The 17,579-nt window shown below is 59.2% G+C and carries 14 protein-coding genes; 7 read left to right on the top strand and 7 right to left on the bottom strand.

The annotated features are described in order from the left end of the window. Positions 1-563 precede the first annotated feature (563 nt). Positions 564-791: a hypothetical protein gene (locus AC5S3R_RS02230; protein ID WP_494264982.1), complete on the top strand. Its 228-nt coding sequence runs from the start codon at positions 564-566 to the stop codon at positions 789-791. A gap of 709 nt (positions 792-1,500) precedes the next feature. Here the strand turns inward: AC5S3R_RS02230 and dnaB are convergent. From dnaB to AC5S3R_RS02200, 6 genes are all read right to left on the bottom strand, one after another. Then, on the bottom strand, positions 1,501-2,889 hold the full coding sequence (gene dnaB / locus AC5S3R_RS02225) for a replicative DNA helicase (RefSeq protein WP_494264981.1): 1,389 nt from the start codon (positions 2,887-2,889) through the stop codon (positions 1,501-1,503). A 136-nt stretch (positions 2,890-3,025) separates the two neighbouring features. Beyond that, positions 3,026-4,537: an aminomethyl-transferring glycine dehydrogenase subunit GcvPB gene (gene gcvPB / locus AC5S3R_RS02220; RefSeq protein WP_494264980.1), complete on the bottom strand. Its 1,512-nt coding sequence runs from the start codon at positions 4,535-4,537 to the stop codon at positions 3,026-3,028. Positions 4,538-4,542: 5 nt separating this feature from the next. After that, on the bottom strand, positions 4,543-5,892 hold the full coding sequence (gene gcvPA, locus AC5S3R_RS02215) for an aminomethyl-transferring glycine dehydrogenase subunit GcvPA (RefSeq protein WP_494264979.1): 1,350 nt from the start codon (positions 5,890-5,892) through the stop codon (positions 4,543-4,545). A 160-nt stretch (positions 5,893-6,052) separates the two neighbouring features. Further along, on the bottom strand, positions 6,053-6,436 hold the full coding sequence (gene gcvH / locus AC5S3R_RS02210) for a glycine cleavage system protein GcvH (RefSeq protein WP_494264978.1): 384 nt from the start codon (positions 6,434-6,436) through the stop codon (positions 6,053-6,055). 147 nt (positions 6,437-6,583) lie between these two features. Next, on the bottom strand, positions 6,584-7,903 hold the full coding sequence (locus AC5S3R_RS02205; RefSeq protein WP_494264977.1) for a M48 family metallopeptidase: 1,320 nt from the start codon (positions 7,901-7,903) through the stop codon (positions 6,584-6,586). Between the two features lie 6 nt (positions 7,904-7,909). Further along, on the bottom strand, positions 7,910-8,080 hold the full coding sequence (locus AC5S3R_RS02200; protein WP_494264976.1) for a hypothetical protein: 171 nt from the start codon (positions 8,078-8,080) through the stop codon (positions 7,910-7,912). Positions 8,081-8,110: 30 nt separating this feature from the next. On the opposite strand from AC5S3R_RS02200, the gene AC5S3R_RS02195 reads away from it, so the two are divergent. The 3 genes from AC5S3R_RS02195 (at position 8,111) to AC5S3R_RS02185 (ending at position 12,199) form a co-directional block, all read left to right on the top strand. Further along, on the top strand, positions 8,111-9,703 hold the full coding sequence (locus tag AC5S3R_RS02195) for a TldD/PmbA family protein (RefSeq protein WP_494264975.1): 1,593 nt from the start codon (positions 8,111-8,113) through the stop codon (positions 9,701-9,703). Positions 9,704-9,720: 17 nt separating this feature from the next. After that, positions 9,721-11,367 (top strand): metallopeptidase TldD-related protein, encoded by a 1,647-nt coding sequence (locus tag AC5S3R_RS02190; RefSeq protein WP_494264974.1) that lies wholly within the window; start codon positions 9,721-9,723, stop codon positions 11,365-11,367. A gap of 64 nt (positions 11,368-11,431) precedes the next feature. Beyond that, positions 11,432-12,199, top strand: a complete 768-nt coding sequence (locus tag AC5S3R_RS02185; RefSeq protein ID WP_494265398.1) for an FKBP-type peptidyl-prolyl cis-trans isomerase — start codon at positions 11,432-11,434, stop codon at positions 12,197-12,199. A gap of 93 nt (positions 12,200-12,292) precedes the next feature. Here the strand turns inward: AC5S3R_RS02185 and AC5S3R_RS02180 are convergent, their stop codons facing one another. Beyond that, on the bottom strand, positions 12,293-13,090 hold the full coding sequence (locus AC5S3R_RS02180; RefSeq protein ID WP_494264973.1) for an ATP-binding cassette domain-containing protein: 798 nt from the start codon (positions 13,088-13,090) through the stop codon (positions 12,293-12,295). A gap of 49 nt (positions 13,091-13,139) precedes the next feature. Here AC5S3R_RS02180 and AC5S3R_RS02175 point away from each other — a divergent pair, with 49 nt between their 5' ends. The 3 genes from AC5S3R_RS02175 to AC5S3R_RS02165 all read left to right on the top strand — a co-directional run bounded on the left by AC5S3R_RS02175 (position 13,140) and on the right by AC5S3R_RS02165 (position 17,553). Further along, on the top strand, positions 13,140-14,171 hold the full coding sequence (locus AC5S3R_RS02175) for a DNA glycosylase AlkZ-like family protein (RefSeq protein ID WP_494264972.1): 1,032 nt from the start codon (positions 13,140-13,142) through the stop codon (positions 14,169-14,171). Positions 14,172-14,230: 59 nt separating this feature from the next. Beyond that, complete coding sequence (locus AC5S3R_RS02170; protein WP_494264971.1) at positions 14,231-16,105, top strand: amidase; 1,875 nt, start codon at positions 14,231-14,233, stop codon at positions 16,103-16,105. Between the two features lie 287 nt (positions 16,106-16,392). Next, complete coding sequence (locus AC5S3R_RS02165) at positions 16,393-17,553, top strand: hypothetical protein (RefSeq protein WP_494264970.1); 1,161 nt, start codon at positions 16,393-16,395, stop codon at positions 17,551-17,553. The last annotated feature ends 26 nt before the right edge of the window (positions 17,554-17,579 follow it).

Genomic DNA, 17,579 nt, shown 5'->3' with positions numbered 1-17,579 from the left:
GATCACGATAGCGAGCACCCATAACCAGCGTCGACGCTTTGTGGGCGAAGTGGATCGATGGCTCGAACGACGTTCGGGCGGAGAAGTTGAAGATTCTTGCAGGTCCATTTGGGTCCTTCGCGCGCTCGGCAATTTGGGTTTGGGTGAACGCGCTATGTTGTTGGAAGAACCTGCAGATTCGAAGGTTTCGGGTGTCGGGCGCAGGGCGACAAATCCCGACAATTCTGCCTGTCCGCCTCAAGCAAGGATGGGTCACTTAAACAGAGCCGCTGAGGTTTGGCTCGGCCGCGATTCCATGACTGGACCCGGCTTGCTGACAAAACCAGACAATCTGCGTCGTCTTTTTTCCGGCGAAAATATAGCGCTCTTGCGTGATTCAAATGCAGAACTGGCGGTTATTTTTGTTTCGAGGGAATAGTCAGCCCCACTGTGACCATGCACCTGCCGACAGATCGAAACGTACACTCCAACGCTGGAAGGCCGAGGCCCGGTACGCAGAAGTTTCAATCGGCATAGCACTCGCTGGTTTGATTCCTCGTATTTCAGAGCGAGGGAATCGGACCATGAGATTACCTAAAGACGTTTTCGATGACCTGCAAAAACATATTGGGGAAGACTACGAAAACAAGAAATCAAAAGGCATGTTTGCTTCGTGGCTCAAGCTCAAACAGAACTGCAAAGATGCTGGCATTCAAGTGCCGAGCTACTCCGAGTTACAGATCCTGCATGATAGTCATGCGGGATTGTGTCAAACGCCACAGTCGGCTGCCGCAGTTCATCATCGTGGATAACCGCTCAGAATTTAGGAGTACCTATTTTGAGGTTCTGATTGCAGCGTACAAGCGCACCAAGAAGTCGCGCCCTCCGCCGAAAGCGCGATTTGGCGGGGTGATTGAAAGGCCACCCACAATGCGTATGGTGGGGAAGCGTTTAGGATGCCGGGCGGACAGAATCAGAAAACTGTTTCCGGAGCTTGTGGCGAGGGTTGCGGCGCGTGCACTGCATCACAAGAGCAAGGAGTTTCGCAAGAAGCGCGCAGCACTGGATCGGGAGGTCCTTGCCATAGCCAGACAACTCAGTGAGTCAGGTATCCCTCCCCGGTATGATTGTGTAATCCCAATGCTCGGTAACAACTCCCTGAACAAATGGGATGACATCAGCAGAGCGATTCAAAAAGCTCGACGCACACTAGGCCTGGAGCCGACGAAGTCTGGTCCGGCTCCACGAAAGCCGGAAAATCGTAGTGCAAACAGCAGAAAGAGCGCGGCACAATCGCTCAAAAATACCCCCTTAAAAATCGGAACTCAAATGATACTTCGCAGAAGCGCCCGGTCGGGCGCGTAATGCCAGAAAACACATCTGCCCCCTCCAAAAAATATAGCCTTTAAGTCGTTGATTAATTGAGGCTTCTGGTGAGAATTTTTAGGGATGCTTGGAGGCTAAAAAAGGTCAAAATATAAACCATAAAGTGTCGTTTAGCGACACTTTATGGTTTATTTCTCACATGCCTTCGTGAGCAACGTCTGCATTTTCAAAGCGTGTAAAGCTCGACAGGAAGTTGAGATAAATCGTGTCGGTAGGGCCGTTACGCTGCTTGGCGATGATGATTTCCGACTTGGCTTTGTCGGCTTCAGACTGCTCCTCGTTGCGGTTGTAGTAGGCCTCGCGGTGAATGAAGGCAACTACGTCGGCGTCCTGCTCGATGGAGCCGGATTCGCGAAGGTCAGAGAGCATGGGGCGCTTGTCGTCGCGCTTTTCGTTCCCACGCGAGAGCTGCGAGAGGGCCACCACGGGCACTTCGAGTTCCTTGGCGAGGGCCTTCAGGCCACGCGAGATGGCTGCGACTTCCTGCACGCGGTTGTCGAACTTTTTGCCGCCCGCAGAGGGCAGCGTTGCCGACATAAGCTGCAGGTAGTCCACCATGATGAGGTCGAGACCGCCCTTCATTTGCTTGAGGCGGCGGGCCTTGGCGCGCATTTCTGCAAGCGAGATGCCGGCAGTGTCATCGATGAAGATGTTCGCTTCGATGAGGTCTTCGAGCGCCTTGTGGAGCTTGGCTTGTTCGTCGCGGCCAATAAAGCCTTTTTGAATCTTCGATTGATCTACCCAGGCTTGTGAGGCCAGCATACGGCGAACCAGCGAGCTCTTGGACATTTCGAGCGAGAAGATGGCGACCTTGGCTCCGTAGTTGATGGCGGCGTTCTGGCAGATGTTCACGGCGAAGGCGGTTTTGCCCATGGAAGGGCGCGCCGCGATGATGATGAGGTCGCCTTTCTGGAAGCCGCTGGTCATGCGGTCAAGATCCGTGAAGCCAGTGGCTACGCCGGTGACCTCGCGTGCGTTTTCGTAGAGCTTGTCGATGGAGCCGAAGCTGTTGGCGACAATCTGCTGAATGTCCTCGAAGCCGAGGTTGACGCTGTTTTCGCTCAGCTCAAGGAACGCAGTTTCGGCTCCGCCAAGAACTTCAAGGGCGGTCTCCGACTGGTCGGCTGCACGGGCAATGGCCGCAGCGCAGATGGTCATCAGGCGGCGCAGGAGCGCCTTGTCCTTGACGATGCGGATGTATTCGTCAATAACAGGGCGGCGCGGCAGGCCTTCTGTAAGCGACGCGATGTAAGCGACGCCACCGACAGCTTCCACTTCCTTGTACTTGGCGAGCTGGTGCGAAAGGGTGACGATATCGACGGGCCGCTGCTCGTCGATGAGCTCGCTCATGCGGAGGTAGATGCGCTGGTGCGAGTCGAGCGAGAAGTCGTCCGCAGTGATCTTTTCGGCAGCCTCGGAGTGGGAGGCATTGTCGAGCAGAATAGCGCCGAGGATGGTTTTCTCAGCGTCAATGTTCGCCGGGAGGCCGTGGTCGAAGCCGGTCAGGTTGGGGAGCGTTGCCATATTTAGAGAATAGGGTGAGTGCGGCCTGTGCGCGACTGTGAAGATTTTCGGAAAACTGTTGAAATCCGGGAGAATTAAGAAAGGGAGATAGCAGAACTGCCTATCTCCCCTGATTTGTTATGCTTCCGGTTTTGGTTTATTCAGGTTTCCACCGCAGAATAGGCTTACGAGCCGCCGTTACTTCATCCAAGCGCGAAATGCGCGTGGAGTGGGGTGCGTGCTTCACCAGCTCAGGCGTCTCTTCCACTTCCTTGGCAATGCTCTGCATGGCCTCAATGAAGAGGTCCAGCTCTTCCACGGACTCGCTCTCGGTGGGCTCAATCATGAGCGCGCCGGGAACGATAAGCGGGAAGCTGACCGTGTAAGGGTGGAAGCCGTAGTCGATGAGCCGCTTGGCGATATCGCCCGTCTTGATGCCCTTGGCCTGCTGCTTCTTGTCGCTGAAGACAACCTCGTGCATCGAGGCCGTCTTGTAGGGCAGCTCGTAGTAGCCGTCGAGCTTTTTGCGGATGTAGTTCGCGTTCAGCACGGCGTCCTCAGTGGTCTGGCGCAGGCCATCCGGGCCGTTGGCCAAAATGTAAGCCAGAGCGCGGATGAACATGCCGGTATTGCCGAAGAAGGCGCGAACGCGACCAACCGACTGCGGACGGTCGTAATCCCAGCCCTTCGTGCCGTCTTCCTTCGTATAGAGAACCGGAGTCGGCAGAAACGGCTCCAGGAACTTCTTGCAAGCCACTGGCCCCGAACCTGGACCACCGCCGCCATGGGGCGTCGAGAAGGTCTTGTGCAGGTTCAGGTGCATTACGTCCACGCCAAAGTCGCCCGGACGAACCTTGCCGCAGAGCGCGTTCATGTTTGCGCCGTCCATGTAGAGCAGCGCCCCCTTGGCGTGCAGAATGTCGGCAATCTTGTGAATCTGGTCCTCAAAAACGCCAATGGTGGAAGGGTTCGTCAGCATGAGCGCTGCCGTATCTTCATCCACCTGCGCGGCCAGCGCTTCCAGATCAATGCCGCCTTCAGGATTCGATTTCAGATTCTCAACCTGGTACCCGCAAATCGCCGCCGTCGCCGGGTTTGTGCCGTGCGCGGAGTCAGGAATGATGACCTTCTTGCGCGGATTCCCCTGCGACTCATGCCATGCGCGGACAAGCAGAATGCCGGTGAACTCGCCATGCGCGCCAGCCGCAGGCTGCAGCGTAATAGTGTCCATGCCGGTGATTTCGATAAGGCACTTCTGCAGCAGGTCAATAACGTCAAGAATGCCCTGCGAGAGCGTGTCAGGACGATACGGATGTGCCTCTGCCAACCCCTCAATGCGCGAGACAAACTCATTCACGCGCGGGTTGTACTTCATCGTGCAAGAGCCGAGCGGATACATGCCGAGGTCAATCGCATAGTTCCACGTCGAAAGCCGCGTGAAGTGGCGGATAATCTCAATCTCGCTCAACTCCGGCAGGCCGGCCTTCTCTTCGCGATAGCTTTCACCAAGCAGAGTCTTGGTATCTACGGCAGGCACGTCCAGCGGCGGCAGCTTATAGGCTTTCTTACCGGGCGCGGAGAGCTCAAAGACCAGCTTTTCGTTCTGCGTCTGGTGCGGGCGGACTTTGCCGATTACCTTGTTCACAATTTCGGTGGTTTCGGTTGTCATGATCGTTATGCCTCCACCAGGCCTTCGGCAAGAACCTTGGCTGCTGTGTCGATGTTTTCGCGGGTAATCAATTCCGTTGCGCACCAGAGAGTCGCATGGCCCAGCTCGGGATACCACTTGCTCAGGTCCAGACCGCCGACGATCTTTTCATCAAGCAGCCGCTTGTTCCAGAGTGCCGGGGTCTCCGTGGTCTGCAGAACAAACTCGTGGAAGCGCGGCGCACCCCCAAAGAGCAGCTTCGCGCCCGGTTGCAGGCTCAGGGTTTCCGCTGCATAAGCAGCTTTGGCCAGATTGTGCTCGGCCAGCTCGCGAATTCCTTCCTTGCCATAAACAGTCAGGAAGATGGTTGCCATCAGCGCAACAAGCGCCTGGTTGGTGCAGATGTTCGAGGTAGCCTTCTCGCGGCGAATATGCTGCTCACGCGTCGAGAGCGTCAGCACAAACCCACGGTTCCCATTCGAGTCCGTCGTCTGTCCCGCAAGCCGTCCCGGAATCTGCCGCAGATACTTCTCTTTCGTTGCCAGCACACCCACAAATGGCCCGCCATAGCTGAGCGCCACGCCAAAGCTCTGCGCCTCCATGCTGACGATATCCGCCTCAACAGGCGGGCGGACAAGGCCGAGCGAAACAGCTTCCGCAATCGAAACGATAAGCAGCGCGCCCTTCTTGTGCGCAATCTCCGCAATCGCCGGAATATCTTCAATCACGCCAAAGAAGTTCGGGCTCTGCACCAGCACTGCCGCGGTCTCTTCCGTTACTGAAGCTTCCAGCGCGGCCAGGTTGAGGCGGCCAGTCTTGGCGTCAAAGGAAACTTCCGTGGTCGGCAGGTCGCGATAGCGCAAATACGTCCCCAGCACTTCGCGGTATTCCGGATGAACGCTGCGAGCAACAACAGCCTTCTGCCGTCCGGTAATGCGCATAGCCATCAGAATGGCCTCCGCCGCGCCCGTCGAGCCGTCATACATCGAGGCGTTTGCCACATCCATGCCGGTCAGCTCGGCAATCATCGTCTGGAACTCAAAGATAGCCTGCAGCGTGCCCTGCGTAATCTCCGGCTGATACGGCGTATAGCTCGTCAAAAACTCGCCGCGCTGCACCAGGGAGTCAATAACTACCGGGCGGTAGTGGCGATAAGCGCCTGCGCCGAGAAAGCTGGCATAGCCCGTGGCGTTCTTGTCAGCGGCAGCGCGGAAGTAGTCGATAATTTCGCTCTCAGCCTGCTGGCGGGGAATATCGAGGTCGCGTTGCAGCCGGTATTCGGCAGGAATGACGGAGAAAAGCTCGTCAATCGAAGTAACGCCGATTTCCGACAACATTTGCTCGCGTTCGGCGGGGGATTTAGGTAGGTAGCGCATGATGGAAGTAGCTCCTGGCTGCGAGCTCTTAGCTCTTAGCTTTTAGCAAAAGCGGCGGGCATAGCTGTCCGCCTGGATGGATTGTTGTAAAACCCTTGAAATAAGGTTGCACGAGCACAACCAGCTAAGAGCTAAAGGCTAATAGCTAGAAGCTGTCTTTTTACTGCTCTTCCGCAATAAACGCCTCATATGCCGCAGCGTCGAGCAGCGCGTCATACTCAGCCGGATTGGAGAGCTCGACCTTGATAATCCAGGTCTCGTGCGGTGCGGAGTTAATCTTGTCAGGCTCAGTCTTGAGCGACTCGTTAATCTCCGTAACCGTGCCGGTGACGGGCGAAAAGAGGTCGCTGACGGCTTTCACGGACTCAACGGAGCCGAAGGTGGCATTGGCCGTAACCGTGTCGCCAACCTTGGGGGCGTCTACATAAACAATGTCGCCGAGCGAGTTCTGGGCGTAATCGGTAATGCCGATGGTGCCGATTTTGCCGTCGAGCGAGATCCACTCGTGCTCTTTGGTATAGCGGTAGTTCGCGGGATAGGCCATGGGGCTCCTTTAGGAATCGGGTGGAATAGCGAAACTTCAGTTTAAGTGGAGAGACGGGGACAAGGGAACAGGGACAAGGGACAAGGGGGAAATCGACTGCATAATTTTGCGGAAAATTAAGGCGTTTTTGTCCCTGTTTCCTTGCCCCTACTTCTCAAAGAACCGGCCATGCCCGCCATTCGCCCACGGGTTGTACTGCCGCGCAAACTTCGCTCGCGTCTGTACCGAGGGGTGGTTCATATCCCAGAACTCGATGAAAGGACTGGGGTCAGGGTCTTCCAGCCATGCCTCGCCAAGGTGGTTGAAGGCGGATACAGTGGTTTTCTGCGGATCGGGAACAAGGCCATGAATCGCCTCCTGCCCATAGATGTCGGCCTCGTGCTCAAAGTGGCGGCTCATGGTGTTGGTAGCCGGGGTAAGCAGAAAACTGGCTATCGAAAGCGCAAAGAGCAGAACAAGGAATCCGCTGCGGTTGGCAAGGGATTCGACGCCCCAGCGCTGCCCGAAGCGCCGCACCAGCCATTCCGCAAACCGTGCACAGGCCCAGAGAACAAAGAAGCTGCCAATCATGGTGAAGGTCAGCTCCTTGACGATGTGGTTAAGAACGTAATGGCCGCTCTCATGGCCAAAGGCGAAGAGAATTTCGTCGTCCGGCATGCGGTCGGTGGTGGTGTCCCACATTACAAAGCGCTTGGTAGCTCCAAGGCCGGTAACGTAGGCGTTGATGCCGTTCGATTTCTCGCTGGCCTTCATCAGAAACATGCGTTCCGGCGGAATCTGCGTGCCGGTGCGCGCCACCACCGTTTCCAGCTTGGTCACCAGTGGGGCATGCGTCTTGAGCAGCGGCTCAAAGTGGTTAAAAAGCGGGTCAATAATGATGGGTGAGGCAATCACCAGCAGAATGGTCAGCGGCAGGGAGATGGCCCACATCCAAACCCAGTAGCGGCGCGGAGCCACGCGGGTAAGCCAACTGAAAAAGAGCAGCAGCAGCGAGCCAATCAGGCCAATGCCAAGCGACTTCCCCTGGTCGCCAAACCAGCTCAGCCACTTCTGCACGCTGATGCCGTAATGCAGTGCGGCAACATGGCCAATCGCGTCCAGCGGCAGTCCGGCCAGTGTAGTAATCACCACAAAGATGGCAAAAAAGATAAGCCCCTGAATCCAGCGGTAACGGGAAACGCTCTGCGTCCATGCCTCAATGCGCGAAGCCCATCGCGAGGCCAGCAGAATCCACAGCACAGCAAGCCCCCACAGCGCGCCGACAATCTCCAGCGTGAGCTGGATGTGGCTGAGCGCCTTGGCCTGCGCCAGTTTGGCCGGCGGAAGCGTATAGGCGTCCGTCGAGGCCGGCTGAGGTGCAGCCTGCGCCTGCGCGGGGGCTGGTTGCTGCGGAGCGGCCTGGGCCGGGCAAAGGCCGCCTGCGAAGGCGGCAACAAGGGCGAGAAGGGCAATACGAAGAAATCTCATGGAGGTTCACCGTTTAAGCTTGCGGAGTCTGAGAAAATCTGGCTTACCGATGTTTGTATCTGATTGCACGCCTTCTATACGAGAAAGATTTTCAGCGATTGGGTTGGTGGTTCTTTGAGAAAAGTGTCTGGTGCTGTCCTTGGTTTCCTTCTTGGTTCGTCCGCGTTGCAGGCTCATGCGCAATCCACGCCTGTGCTTTTGGACGCAATGACAAATGAGTTGCATCGCGCATTCACCTCGCTGGGCAAAGCTGGGGATGACAAGCAGCCCTCGCCTTACTTCCTCAGCTACACGGTGCGCGACAGCGAGGCCGTAGCGGTGCAGGCGCAGTACGGAGCGCTCACCAGCAGCTCCCAGGCACGTGTGCGCGTGGCGGATGTGCAGGTGCGCGTAGGCGACGCCAAACTCGACAACACGCATGGAGCGCATCGCGCCGGAGCCGTGAACAGCGCGCAGTTGCCGCTTACGGACGACCATGAGGCACTGGCGCGGACGCTGTGGATGGCGACAAACGCCGGCTATGCCAATGCGCTGGATAATTTCCTGCGCGTAAAAACGGAGGCGGAAGTTCGCGCCAAGGAAGAAGACTCCTCGCCGGATTTCAGCAAGCAGGCTCCGCAAACAGCGGTTGGCAGCCCGGCTCCGCATATCGCGGTGGATCGCGCAGTGTGGGAAAAGCGCGTCACGGAGCTTTCGCGCACATTCCGCGAGTTTCCCGACGTGTACCAGAACATCGTCATGCTCTCCGTCTCGAACGAAACGGAATATTTTGCTTCCTCGGAAGGCTCCAAAGTCGTAACGCCCCACGTCTCGGCGCGGATAATCGTGCTGGCTGTTACACGTGCGGACGATGGCATGGACCTCTTCCGCGCACAGACATTCGAGGCGGAGACAGCCGACGAGTTGCCCACGCAGGACAAGCTGGAAGCCGCCATGCGCGACCTTGGCAAGAGCCTCGAAGCGCTCCGCAAAGCCCCGGTAACCGAGCCCTTCGATGGCCCCGCAATTCTGTCGGGACGTGCATCGGCAGTCTTCTTCCATGAGGTGCTGGGCCATCGTCTCGAAGGCCAGCGCCAGCGCGGAGATGAAGAGGGCCAGACATTCACCAAAGAATTGAACAAGGACGTGCTGCCGAGCTTCCTCTCTGTTGCGGATGACCCAACAGTCTCCAAATTCGGAGGCACATGGCTCAACGGAGCCTATGCCTACGACGACGAAGGCCAGAAGGCCCGCCGCGTCGATCTCATCCAGGACGGCGTGCTGAAAACCTTCCTGATGTCGCGCCTGCCCATTGCCAGCTTTGGCGAATCGAACGGCCATGGCCGCGCACAGACCGGCAGAGTGCCGACAGGCCGCCAGGGAAACCTGATTGTGACCTCCACAAAGTCTGTCCCCGAAGCCGATCTGCGTAAGCAACTGATTGACGAAGCAAAGAAGCAGGGCAAGCCCTACGGCCTCTACTTCGAGGACATCTCCTCCGGCTTTGCCGTCACCACGCGCAACTCGCCGCAGGCTTTTCAGGTCATTCCACTGGTCGTCTATCGCGTCTATGTTGATGGCCGCCCCGACGAGCTGGTGCGCGGAGTCTCGATTGTAGGCACGCCGCTGGCGGCGATGAAGCGCATCCTCGCCACCGGCGACAAGAGCGAAGTCTTCAACGGCGAGTGCGGCGCGGAATCAGGCTCAATCCCCGTAAGCGCCGTAGCCCCAGCCATGCTGGTCAGCGAGATGGAAACCCAGCGCCAGCCACAGGGAATGGAAAGGCCGCCGATTCTTGCCATGCCGGGAGCAAAACAATGAAAAGGAAACAGGGAACAGTGAGCAGAAAAACTCTGGCAGCCTTCGGATTGTTCGCAATCATGGCATGCGGCTCTGCGATTGCGCAGCAAACACGCGCCGATGCGGAGAAAGACCCGGTCTTCAAAGCAATGCTGGAAGAGCTGGACCGCAGCAAAGCAGACCTGCAGCTCAAAGGCTTTGAGAAGCCGTTCTTCATCGAATACCGCATCGAAGAAGTAGCCTCTTTCGATACCCGTGCCGAGTTCGGCGCGACGGAAGGCTCGCAGAACAGCCATGGCCGCGTAGCACGTGTAACGGTCAAAGTCGGCGATTACAAGACAGACAGCTCCACGCCTCGCGGCGATGGTTCCATGGACCTGGCAGCGGTAGAGAATGACCCCATCGCACTGCGCTCCGCGTTGTGGTGGGCCACGGACAACGCGTACAAAGCCGCGCTGGCAACCTTCGCACAGAAACAGGCCGAGCTGAAGCAGGTGCAAACGCCCCCGCAGGCCGACGACTTCAGCCATGAAACTCCGCTGGTGTCGCTAGCCGCTCCGGGCTCCCTCGGGCTCAGCGAGCAGGCGCAGTCCGCATGGGCCGAGCGCGTAGCGCGGGCAAGCGGGCTCTATCGCAACGCGCCAAAGGACAGCCAGGTCCAGTACTGCTCGGCAAGCTTCCACGCACAGGTAGTTACAACGTGGATTGTGAACTCCGAAGGTACAATCGTGCGCAAGTCTGAGCAGGCATTTCAGGAATCCTTTGGTGTCGGAACGCAGGCTGCGGACGGAATGCGTCTCGACCGCTCATACGCATCCCCCGGAGCCGCGCTCAAGGACGTGGATTCCGAAGAGGCATTCAACAAGCACGCAACAGGACAGATTGCCTCGCTGGCCGAGCTGCGCAACGCCCCGCTCGTCGAAGAGGAATATCACGGCCCCGTGCTGCTGTCCGCGGACTCCAGCACAGATGTGCTCTACGGCCTGTTGAGCAGCGGCCTGGCTGCAACGCGGCCCCAACTCGGCACGGAGTCGCGCACAAACGGCCCCTTCGCATCCAGCTTTCATGCGCGCATTCTGCCGGAGTTTATGAACGTAGTAGACGATCCCGGAATGAAGAGTTTTGACGGCAAGGCGCTACTTGGTTCCTATGAAGTGGACGACGAAGGCGTAGCGGCAAAGCCGGTAGAGCTGGTGAAAGACGGCAAGCTCGAAAGCTACCTGATAGGCCGCCAGCCGGTGAAGGACTTCCCGCAGTCCAACGGCCATGCTCGCGGAGCACTGGCATCCCCCGCGCGTCCAACGACTGGCGTGCTGAAAATCTCTGCCGAAAATGGCCTGTCTGACGCCGAGCTGGAAAAGAAGCTGATGGACATGGCCAAAGACCGCGGTTTGAGCAGCGTCTATTACGCGGAAACCATGGGCTCCGGCCTGACGCCACGCCTGCTCTACAAGCTATCCACCGACGGAAAGCGAACGCTGGTACGCGGCGCGGTGCTTGGGGACCTCGACCAGCGGGCGCTGCGTTCAAGCATTGAGGCTGCAGGAAAAGACCTCTGGATGACGAACTACATGGGCAACGTTTCGCATACCGTCCTGGCCCCCGCGCTGCTGCTTAATGATGTAACCGTGAAGCGGGAAAACGAAAAGAACGGCAAGCTGCCGTATTATCCGCCGCCGCAGTAAAGCGGAGAGGCATGCCAGTCCTGCTACACTGCGGCAAAGATTCCTTTGGAGTTGAGCGCTCGTGATGAATGTACGTGTTCTTGTGTTTTGCATGGCCGCCGCTGTAGCGGCACAGGCCCAAACTGCGGCAAAACCTGCAACGGCAAAACCCGCGACAGCAAAGACCACCGCCACGCGCACTGCAGCGGCAGGCGCAGTCAAGCTGCCTCCCGGCGTGCCTCCGGCGCGTGGAATTGTGAAGACCGCAACCCCCGGCCTGCGTTATCAGGACCTCAAGGTCGGCACAGGTCCCGTAGGCGAAGAAGGCAAGCTCTGGAAGGTGAAGTACACAGGCTGGCGCGCGGCAGACGGTGCCAAGTTCGACTCCTCTGACGACCACCGCCGCCCGGTAATGAAGGACGGCAAGCCGGAAATCGGAGCCGACGGTAAGCCCGTGCTGGGCGACCCCGAGCCCTTTGAATTTCCGCATGCCGTGGGCCGCATGATTGCCGGTTTTGACGCAGGCGTAGACGGAATGCGCGTCGGCGGCAAGCGCCGCATCTTCATCCCGTGGCCCATGGCCTACGGATACCGCGCAATCCCCGACCACGGACCAGACCACCCGGGAATCCCCGCAAAGTCCGACCTGATTTTCGACGTGGAATTGCTGGATGTAACGGACTTGCCCCAGCGCCCCTCGACGCAGCCCATGCCTGCCCCGGCGCCGCACTTCCCGGTGCCTACGCCCAAGCCGGCAAACCCCGATGTGCCAAAGAGCGCACCCACTCCGGGTACGCCATCCACGGCTCCCGCCCCGGCAGAGCCGCAGAAACCGGCAACCCCGCAGATGTAGGGGACAAAGCACGAGTAACGAAGAACGAAAACCCCATTCCCGCAGCCAACAAGCCGCCGGAATGGGGTTTCTGTTTTAGATAAAAGCTAGGAGCTAACGGCTAAAAGCTGCTTTCGGCAACTCCGGAGTAGCCGCCAGCAAATGCTGCGTGTATTCCTCTTTCGGCGCAGCGCACAGGGCCTCAGCTTCGCCGGTTTCCACCAGCCGCCCCTTTTCCATCACCGCAATCCGCGTCGCAAGATAACGCACCAGCGGCATCGAGTGCGAAATAAACAGATACGTCAGACTATGCTCGCGCTGCAGCGTGCGCAGCAGGTTGATGACCTGCGCCCCAACCGAAACATCCAGCGCGGAAACCGGCTCGTCCAGAATCAGCAGCCGGGGCCGCAGCGCAAGCGCCCGCGCAATGTTGATGCGCTGGCGCTGCCCGCCGGAAAATTCATGTGGATAGCGCCCAAGGGCCGACTCATCCAACCCAACCTGCTTCAGCAGAATGACAGCCTCCGCACGGCGTCCACGCGGGCCAAGCTCCGGCTGGTGAATGGCAAAAGGCTCCGTGACGATTTCAAGAACCTTCATGCGCGGATTGAGCGCGGCAAAGGGGTCCTGAAAGACCGGCTGCATTTGGCGGCGCAGGTTTTTAATATGCTTCGCGCTGGCCGTTGTAAGGTCCAGCCCATCCACGCGAATGCTCCCTGAAGTCGGTTGCACAAGGCCCAGAATCATGCGCGCCACGGTTGTCTTGCCCGAGCCCGATTCGCCGACAAGGCCAAGCGTTTCGCCTTCCTCAATCGAAAGCGAGACGTCATGGACAACCGTGTGCTGCTCGGTTTGGAATCCGCTGCGCCGCGGATAGGATTTTGTAACGGACTCAACCTCGACGAGGGGCATGGCCCCATGGTAAATGGGAGGCAGCGGGTTCGAGGAGTATCGCAAACGCATGGCCGTCACGCACGGGAAAGCAAGGCTTGAACTAACGCGGTCGCAGGTGCTCCAGTTCCGGAGGGGCGTTGGCCTGCTGGACGACCGCCTCCCCGCCGGGGCAAAGTCGCTGCGCCGCGCCGCGTGGGCCGGATTGCAGGATTCCATGCCGCGCGCCGCGCTGCTATCCATCCATGCGCGGGTAGAAAAAACCGGGGCGGACATTCTGGAACATCCGTCTCTCGTCCAGCTCTGGGGCCCGCGCTTCAACGTCTACGTCGTGGCGGCGGAAGACGTGGCAGCCTTCTCGCTGGGCCGCCTGCCGCAAGACAAACGCGGCCTCGCAAGAGCGCAGCAAACCGCAGACTGCCTGCACGCAGCCCTGAATGGCAAACGCATACCCTTCGGCCACGTTGGGCACGCCATGAGCGTTCCACCCAACAGCCTGCGCTACGCAGCGGCAACAGGCACAGTCCTGCTGTGTTGGGACGGCGCACGCCAGCCCGACATCTGGACGGCCCCGCCGCCAAAAGCCACCCCGGAAGCAGCTCGTCAGGAGCTGGTACGCCGCTATCTCCACATCTTCGGCCCATCCACGGCGGCGTCCTTCGCACGCTGGGCAGGAGTTCGCCCCGCCGATGCCAATGCAGCCTTCAAGACACTCGTGCCGCAGCTTCTGCCAGTGCGAACGCTCGCAGGCGATGGCTGGATACTCGCCGAGGACGAAGCCGCATTCCGAGCCAAGCCAAAGCCCGCCGCACCAGCAAGGCTGCTGCCTAGCGGAGACGCCTTCTATCTCGCATGGGGAGCCGACCGCGAGATTCTCGTGCCGGACGCAAAACGGCAAGCGCAGCTATGGACATCCCGCGTGTGGCCCGGAGCCGTAGTCGTCAGCGGAGAAATCTCCGGCGTCTGGCGCAGGGCAGCGGAAGAAATCTCCATAGACATGTGGCGCAGCCTTTCCCGCGCCGAAAGGGAAGCCGTCGAAGCGGAAGCAATCTCACTCCCTCTGCCCGGCCTGAAAGGCCCCATAAAGATTCGCTGGAACTGACGGCATCTCCGATATATTCACGACTAAGGTTTAATCTCTCTCTTGCCGAGGTTCCTGCGTTGACATTCGATCGTCGCAAGTTTCTTTCTGCCTGTAGCGCTGCCGGCGTTTCATCGGCCTTGTTCCCCGGAGTGCTCTACACACTGGCCGCACAGGCGCAGTCCACCGGAACCGACCAGTCCAAGCCGCCGAAGATTACCCCCGAGCTGATTGACGCCGCCGCCGAAATGGCCGGTGTAGGCCCATTTACCGCTGAGCAGAAGCAGATGATGATCGACGGCCTGGTCAACACGAACGGCTCCATCAAAGCAATCCGCCGATTGCAGATTCCATACTCGGTAGCGCCATCGATTGTCTTTCATCCGCAGCCTGCAGCAAAGACAAGTGCTCCCGATTGCTCGACCCACAGCACTGCCGCATCCATCCTGGGCACAATTCCAGCGCGTCCGCGACACATAGAAGACGTAGCCTTTGCCACCGTAGAGCAGTTAGGCGCGCTGCTTGCCAATCGCAAAATCACATCCGTAGAACTAACCAAAATGTATCTGGCGCGCCTCAAGCGCTACGACTCAAAGCTCCACTTTGTCATCAACCTGACCGAAGAGCGCGCCCTCAAGCAAGCCGCGCAAGCCGACGCCGAAATCGCTGCCGGAAAATACCGCGGCCCGCTCCACGGAATCCCCTGGGGCGCAAAGGACCTTCTCGCCGTCAAAGGCTACCCCACAACCTGGGGCGCAGGCGGCTTCGAGCATCAGGTCATTGATGAAGACGCAACCGTAGTACAGCGCCTCGACGAAGCCGGAGCCGTTCTCGTGGCCAAGCTGACGCTAGGCGCACTCGCGCAAGGCGACCACTGGTTCGGCGGCCAGACACGCAACCCGTGGAACCCCAAACAAGGCTCCAGCGGTTCCTCCGCCGGACCAGCCTCCGCCGTAGCCGCAGGCTGCGTAGGCTTCGCCATCGGCTCAGAAACACTGGGCTCCATCTCATCCCCCTCCACGCGCTGCGGAGCCTCCGGCCTCCGCCCCAGCTTCGGCCTCGTCCCGCGCACCGGCGCCATGGCCCTGAGCTGGACAATGGACAAGCTGGGCCCAATCTGCCGCTCCGCCGAAGACTGCGCACTTGTGCTGCAAGCCATCGCCGGGCCCGACGGCAAGGACACGGCAGCTTATCCGGCAGTCTTCGATTGGTACACCGCAGGCGACTGGAAGAAACTCCGCATCGGCTACCTGAAAACCGCCTTCGACGAGCCCAAGCCGCTGACACTCCACGACGCCGGGCCCAACGAAACCGCCGAAGAAAAGAAAAGCCGTGAAGAAATGAACGCGCGCATGAAGTCAGGCCGCACCCGCGCTGACTACGACCGCAAATACGACCAGGCCACGCTCGACAAGCTGCGAGCAATGGGCGCAACGCTCATCCCTGTCGAGCTGCCTAAGCTCCCCTACGGCGCAATGCAGCCTATGCTCGAAGCCGAAGCCGCCGCAGCCTTTGACGACCTGACCCGCAGCGGCCGCGACGCCCTGCTGACCGAGCAGCACGCATACGACTGGCCCAACTCCTTCCGCATGGCACGCTTCTATCCCGCCGTCGAGTACATCCAGGCTTCCCGCGCCCGCACCTTAGCCGTGCAGCAGGTCTCCGCGCTCTTCGATCAAGTGGATATCATCGTCACGCCCACCGGCGGCCAGCAACTGACCGCAACCAACCTCACTGGCCACCCGGCGCTCATCGTGCCCAACGGCCTGCGCGGCAATGACGCCCCGCGGCCCTTGCATGACGACGACGGCGGAAACGACAATGTGGGTGGTCCCGGCACGCCAGTTTCGATAACATTTCTCGCAGGACTGTACCAGGATGCAAAGCTGGCCGCCTTTGGCAAGGCATATCAGGAGGCAACAGCGTTCCATAAGTCCCATCCTGTGTTGGAGTAAAGTAGTTTTCAGAGGTCGGGTAGCAGGCAACGGTCAGGGGGTGCCCGAAAATTGGGCATTTCTGGGGAATTTCTAAGGGAATCTTTGGGTTTTAGCGGTTATCTTGGCTGATTCCTTTGGAAATTGAACGCATCTTTTCCGGGTATTTACCGCGCATTCACGGCGATTATTCATACTAGGTTGCGGTAAAACCCCATCTTGCAGGCGCTTAGCCTGTGGATTTCAGATGGAGGCAAGCTCTGAACATACTTGGCAAAAGCCGGGTGCTTGGGGGAGAAGGAGCAGAAATGGCCCAATCGACCGTTTCCTACCTGTGGAGAGACCGCAAGGCTGCGGAGGGGTACCGCGCCGGCGTTTCGCTGCACAGCCACACCAATCAGTCCAGGGAGACGCTGGACTTCCTCGCGAACTTCGGGAATCAATACCCGCTGATGCGGCCAATGATTTCGCGCATGGAGCGGCGCTCAAAGGATAACCACGGCGTAACGGTGGACTTTGGCGCAAGCTACTGGACGCCGCCCATGACTCCCAAGCTGGCCTTCGATCTCGAAAGCAAGCAGATTGCCGACCTTGGTGTAGCGCCGATGGTTTCCATCTCGGACCACGACAATATCAAGGCTCCCATGCTGCTGCGCACCGTTCCCAGCGCGCGCCAGATTCCGGTCTCCGTCGAGTGGAGCGCCCCCTACGGCGGCATTCAGGACTTCCACCTCGGCGTGCACAACCTGCCCAGCGCCAAGGCCGCCGAGTGGATGGCCACGCTCGAGGATTACACCAATAATCCCAGCGACGAGCGCCTCGGCGAAATTCTCGCCGCGCTCAACGACGAGCCCAACGTCCTCGTCATCTTCAACCACCCGCTCTGGGACCTCTTCATCATCGGCAAGGAAAAGCACGAGTTTCTGGTCAACGAGTTCCTGCTCAAGTGCGGCAACTTCATCCACGCGCTTGAGCTGAACGGCCTCCGCCACTGGCAGGAAAACCGCGAAGTCCGCAAGCTCGCCGAAAAGTGGAACATGCTGCTCATCTCTGGCGGTGACCGCCACGGTGTTGAGCCGAATGCGAACGTGAACCTGACCAACGCCGAGAGCTTCACCGAGTTCGTGCACGAGATTCGCAAAGAGAAGCGCTCCAATGTGCTCTTCATGCCGCAGTACGCTGAGCCCTGGAAGCACCGCATTCTGCAGTCCACGCTCGACGCCATCCGCGAGTACCCTGACTTCCCGGTCGGCTCGCGCAAGTGGGACGAGCGCGTCTATCACCCTGACGCAAACGGCGTAATTCGTCCGCTGAGCGAGCTCTGGCCAGACGGCACGCCGCCGCCGCTCATGCGTTACGGCATTGGCTTAGTGCTGCTGATGGGCACCGCTCCGGTCTCCAAGGGCCTGCGGTTTGCCTGGAGCGAAAGCCGGCAACTGCGCCTGGCGCTGGGCGAGCAGGAAGGATAAAAGCGAGCCGGCAGACTGGCCGCACA

It is taken from the genome of Occallatibacter sp. FHG110214_02, assembly GCF_059115385.1.
The sequence above is the reverse complement of the archived record's forward strand: the minus strand, read 5'-3'. Positions and strand labels throughout refer to the sequence as shown.

Bases quoted from the DNA above. Each gene is read 5' to 3' on its own strand.
- AC5S3R_RS02230 (WP_494264982.1), top strand. From the start codon at position 564: ATGAGATTACCTAAAGACGTTTTCGATGACCTGCAAAAACATATTGGG.
- dnaB (WP_494264981.1), bottom strand. From the start codon at position 2,889: ATGGCAACGCTCCCCAACCTGACCGGCTTCGACCACGGCCTCCCGGCG.
- gcvPB (WP_494264980.1), bottom strand. From the start codon at position 4,537: ATGACAACCGAAACCACCGAAATTGTGAACAAGGTAATCGGCAAAGTC.
- gcvPA (WP_494264979.1), bottom strand. From the start codon at position 5,892: ATGCGCTACCTACCTAAATCCCCCGCCGAACGCGAGCAAATGTTGTCG.
- gcvH (WP_494264978.1), bottom strand. From the start codon at position 6,436: ATGGCCTATCCCGCGAACTACCGCTATACCAAAGAGCACGAGTGGATC.
- AC5S3R_RS02205 (WP_494264977.1), bottom strand. From the start codon at position 7,903: ATGAGATTTCTTCGTATTGCCCTTCTCGCCCTTGTTGCCGCCTTCGCA.
- AC5S3R_RS02200 (WP_494264976.1), bottom strand. From the start codon at position 8,080: ATGAGCCTGCAACGCGGACGAACCAAGAAGGAAACCAAGGACAGCACC.
- AC5S3R_RS02195 (WP_494264975.1), top strand. From the start codon at position 8,111: ATGACAAATGAGTTGCATCGCGCATTCACCTCGCTGGGCAAAGCTGGG.
- AC5S3R_RS02185 (WP_494265398.1), top strand. From the start codon at position 11,432: ATGAATGTACGTGTTCTTGTGTTTTGCATGGCCGCCGCTGTAGCGGCA.
- AC5S3R_RS02180 (WP_494264973.1), bottom strand. From the start codon at position 13,090: ATGCCCCTCGTCGAGGTTGAGTCCGTTACAAAATCCTATCCGCGGCGC.
- AC5S3R_RS02175 (WP_494264972.1), top strand. From the start codon at position 13,140: ATGGCCGTCACGCACGGGAAAGCAAGGCTTGAACTAACGCGGTCGCAG.
- AC5S3R_RS02165 (WP_494264970.1), top strand. From the start codon at position 16,393: ATGGCCCAATCGACCGTTTCCTACCTGTGGAGAGACCGCAAGGCTGCG.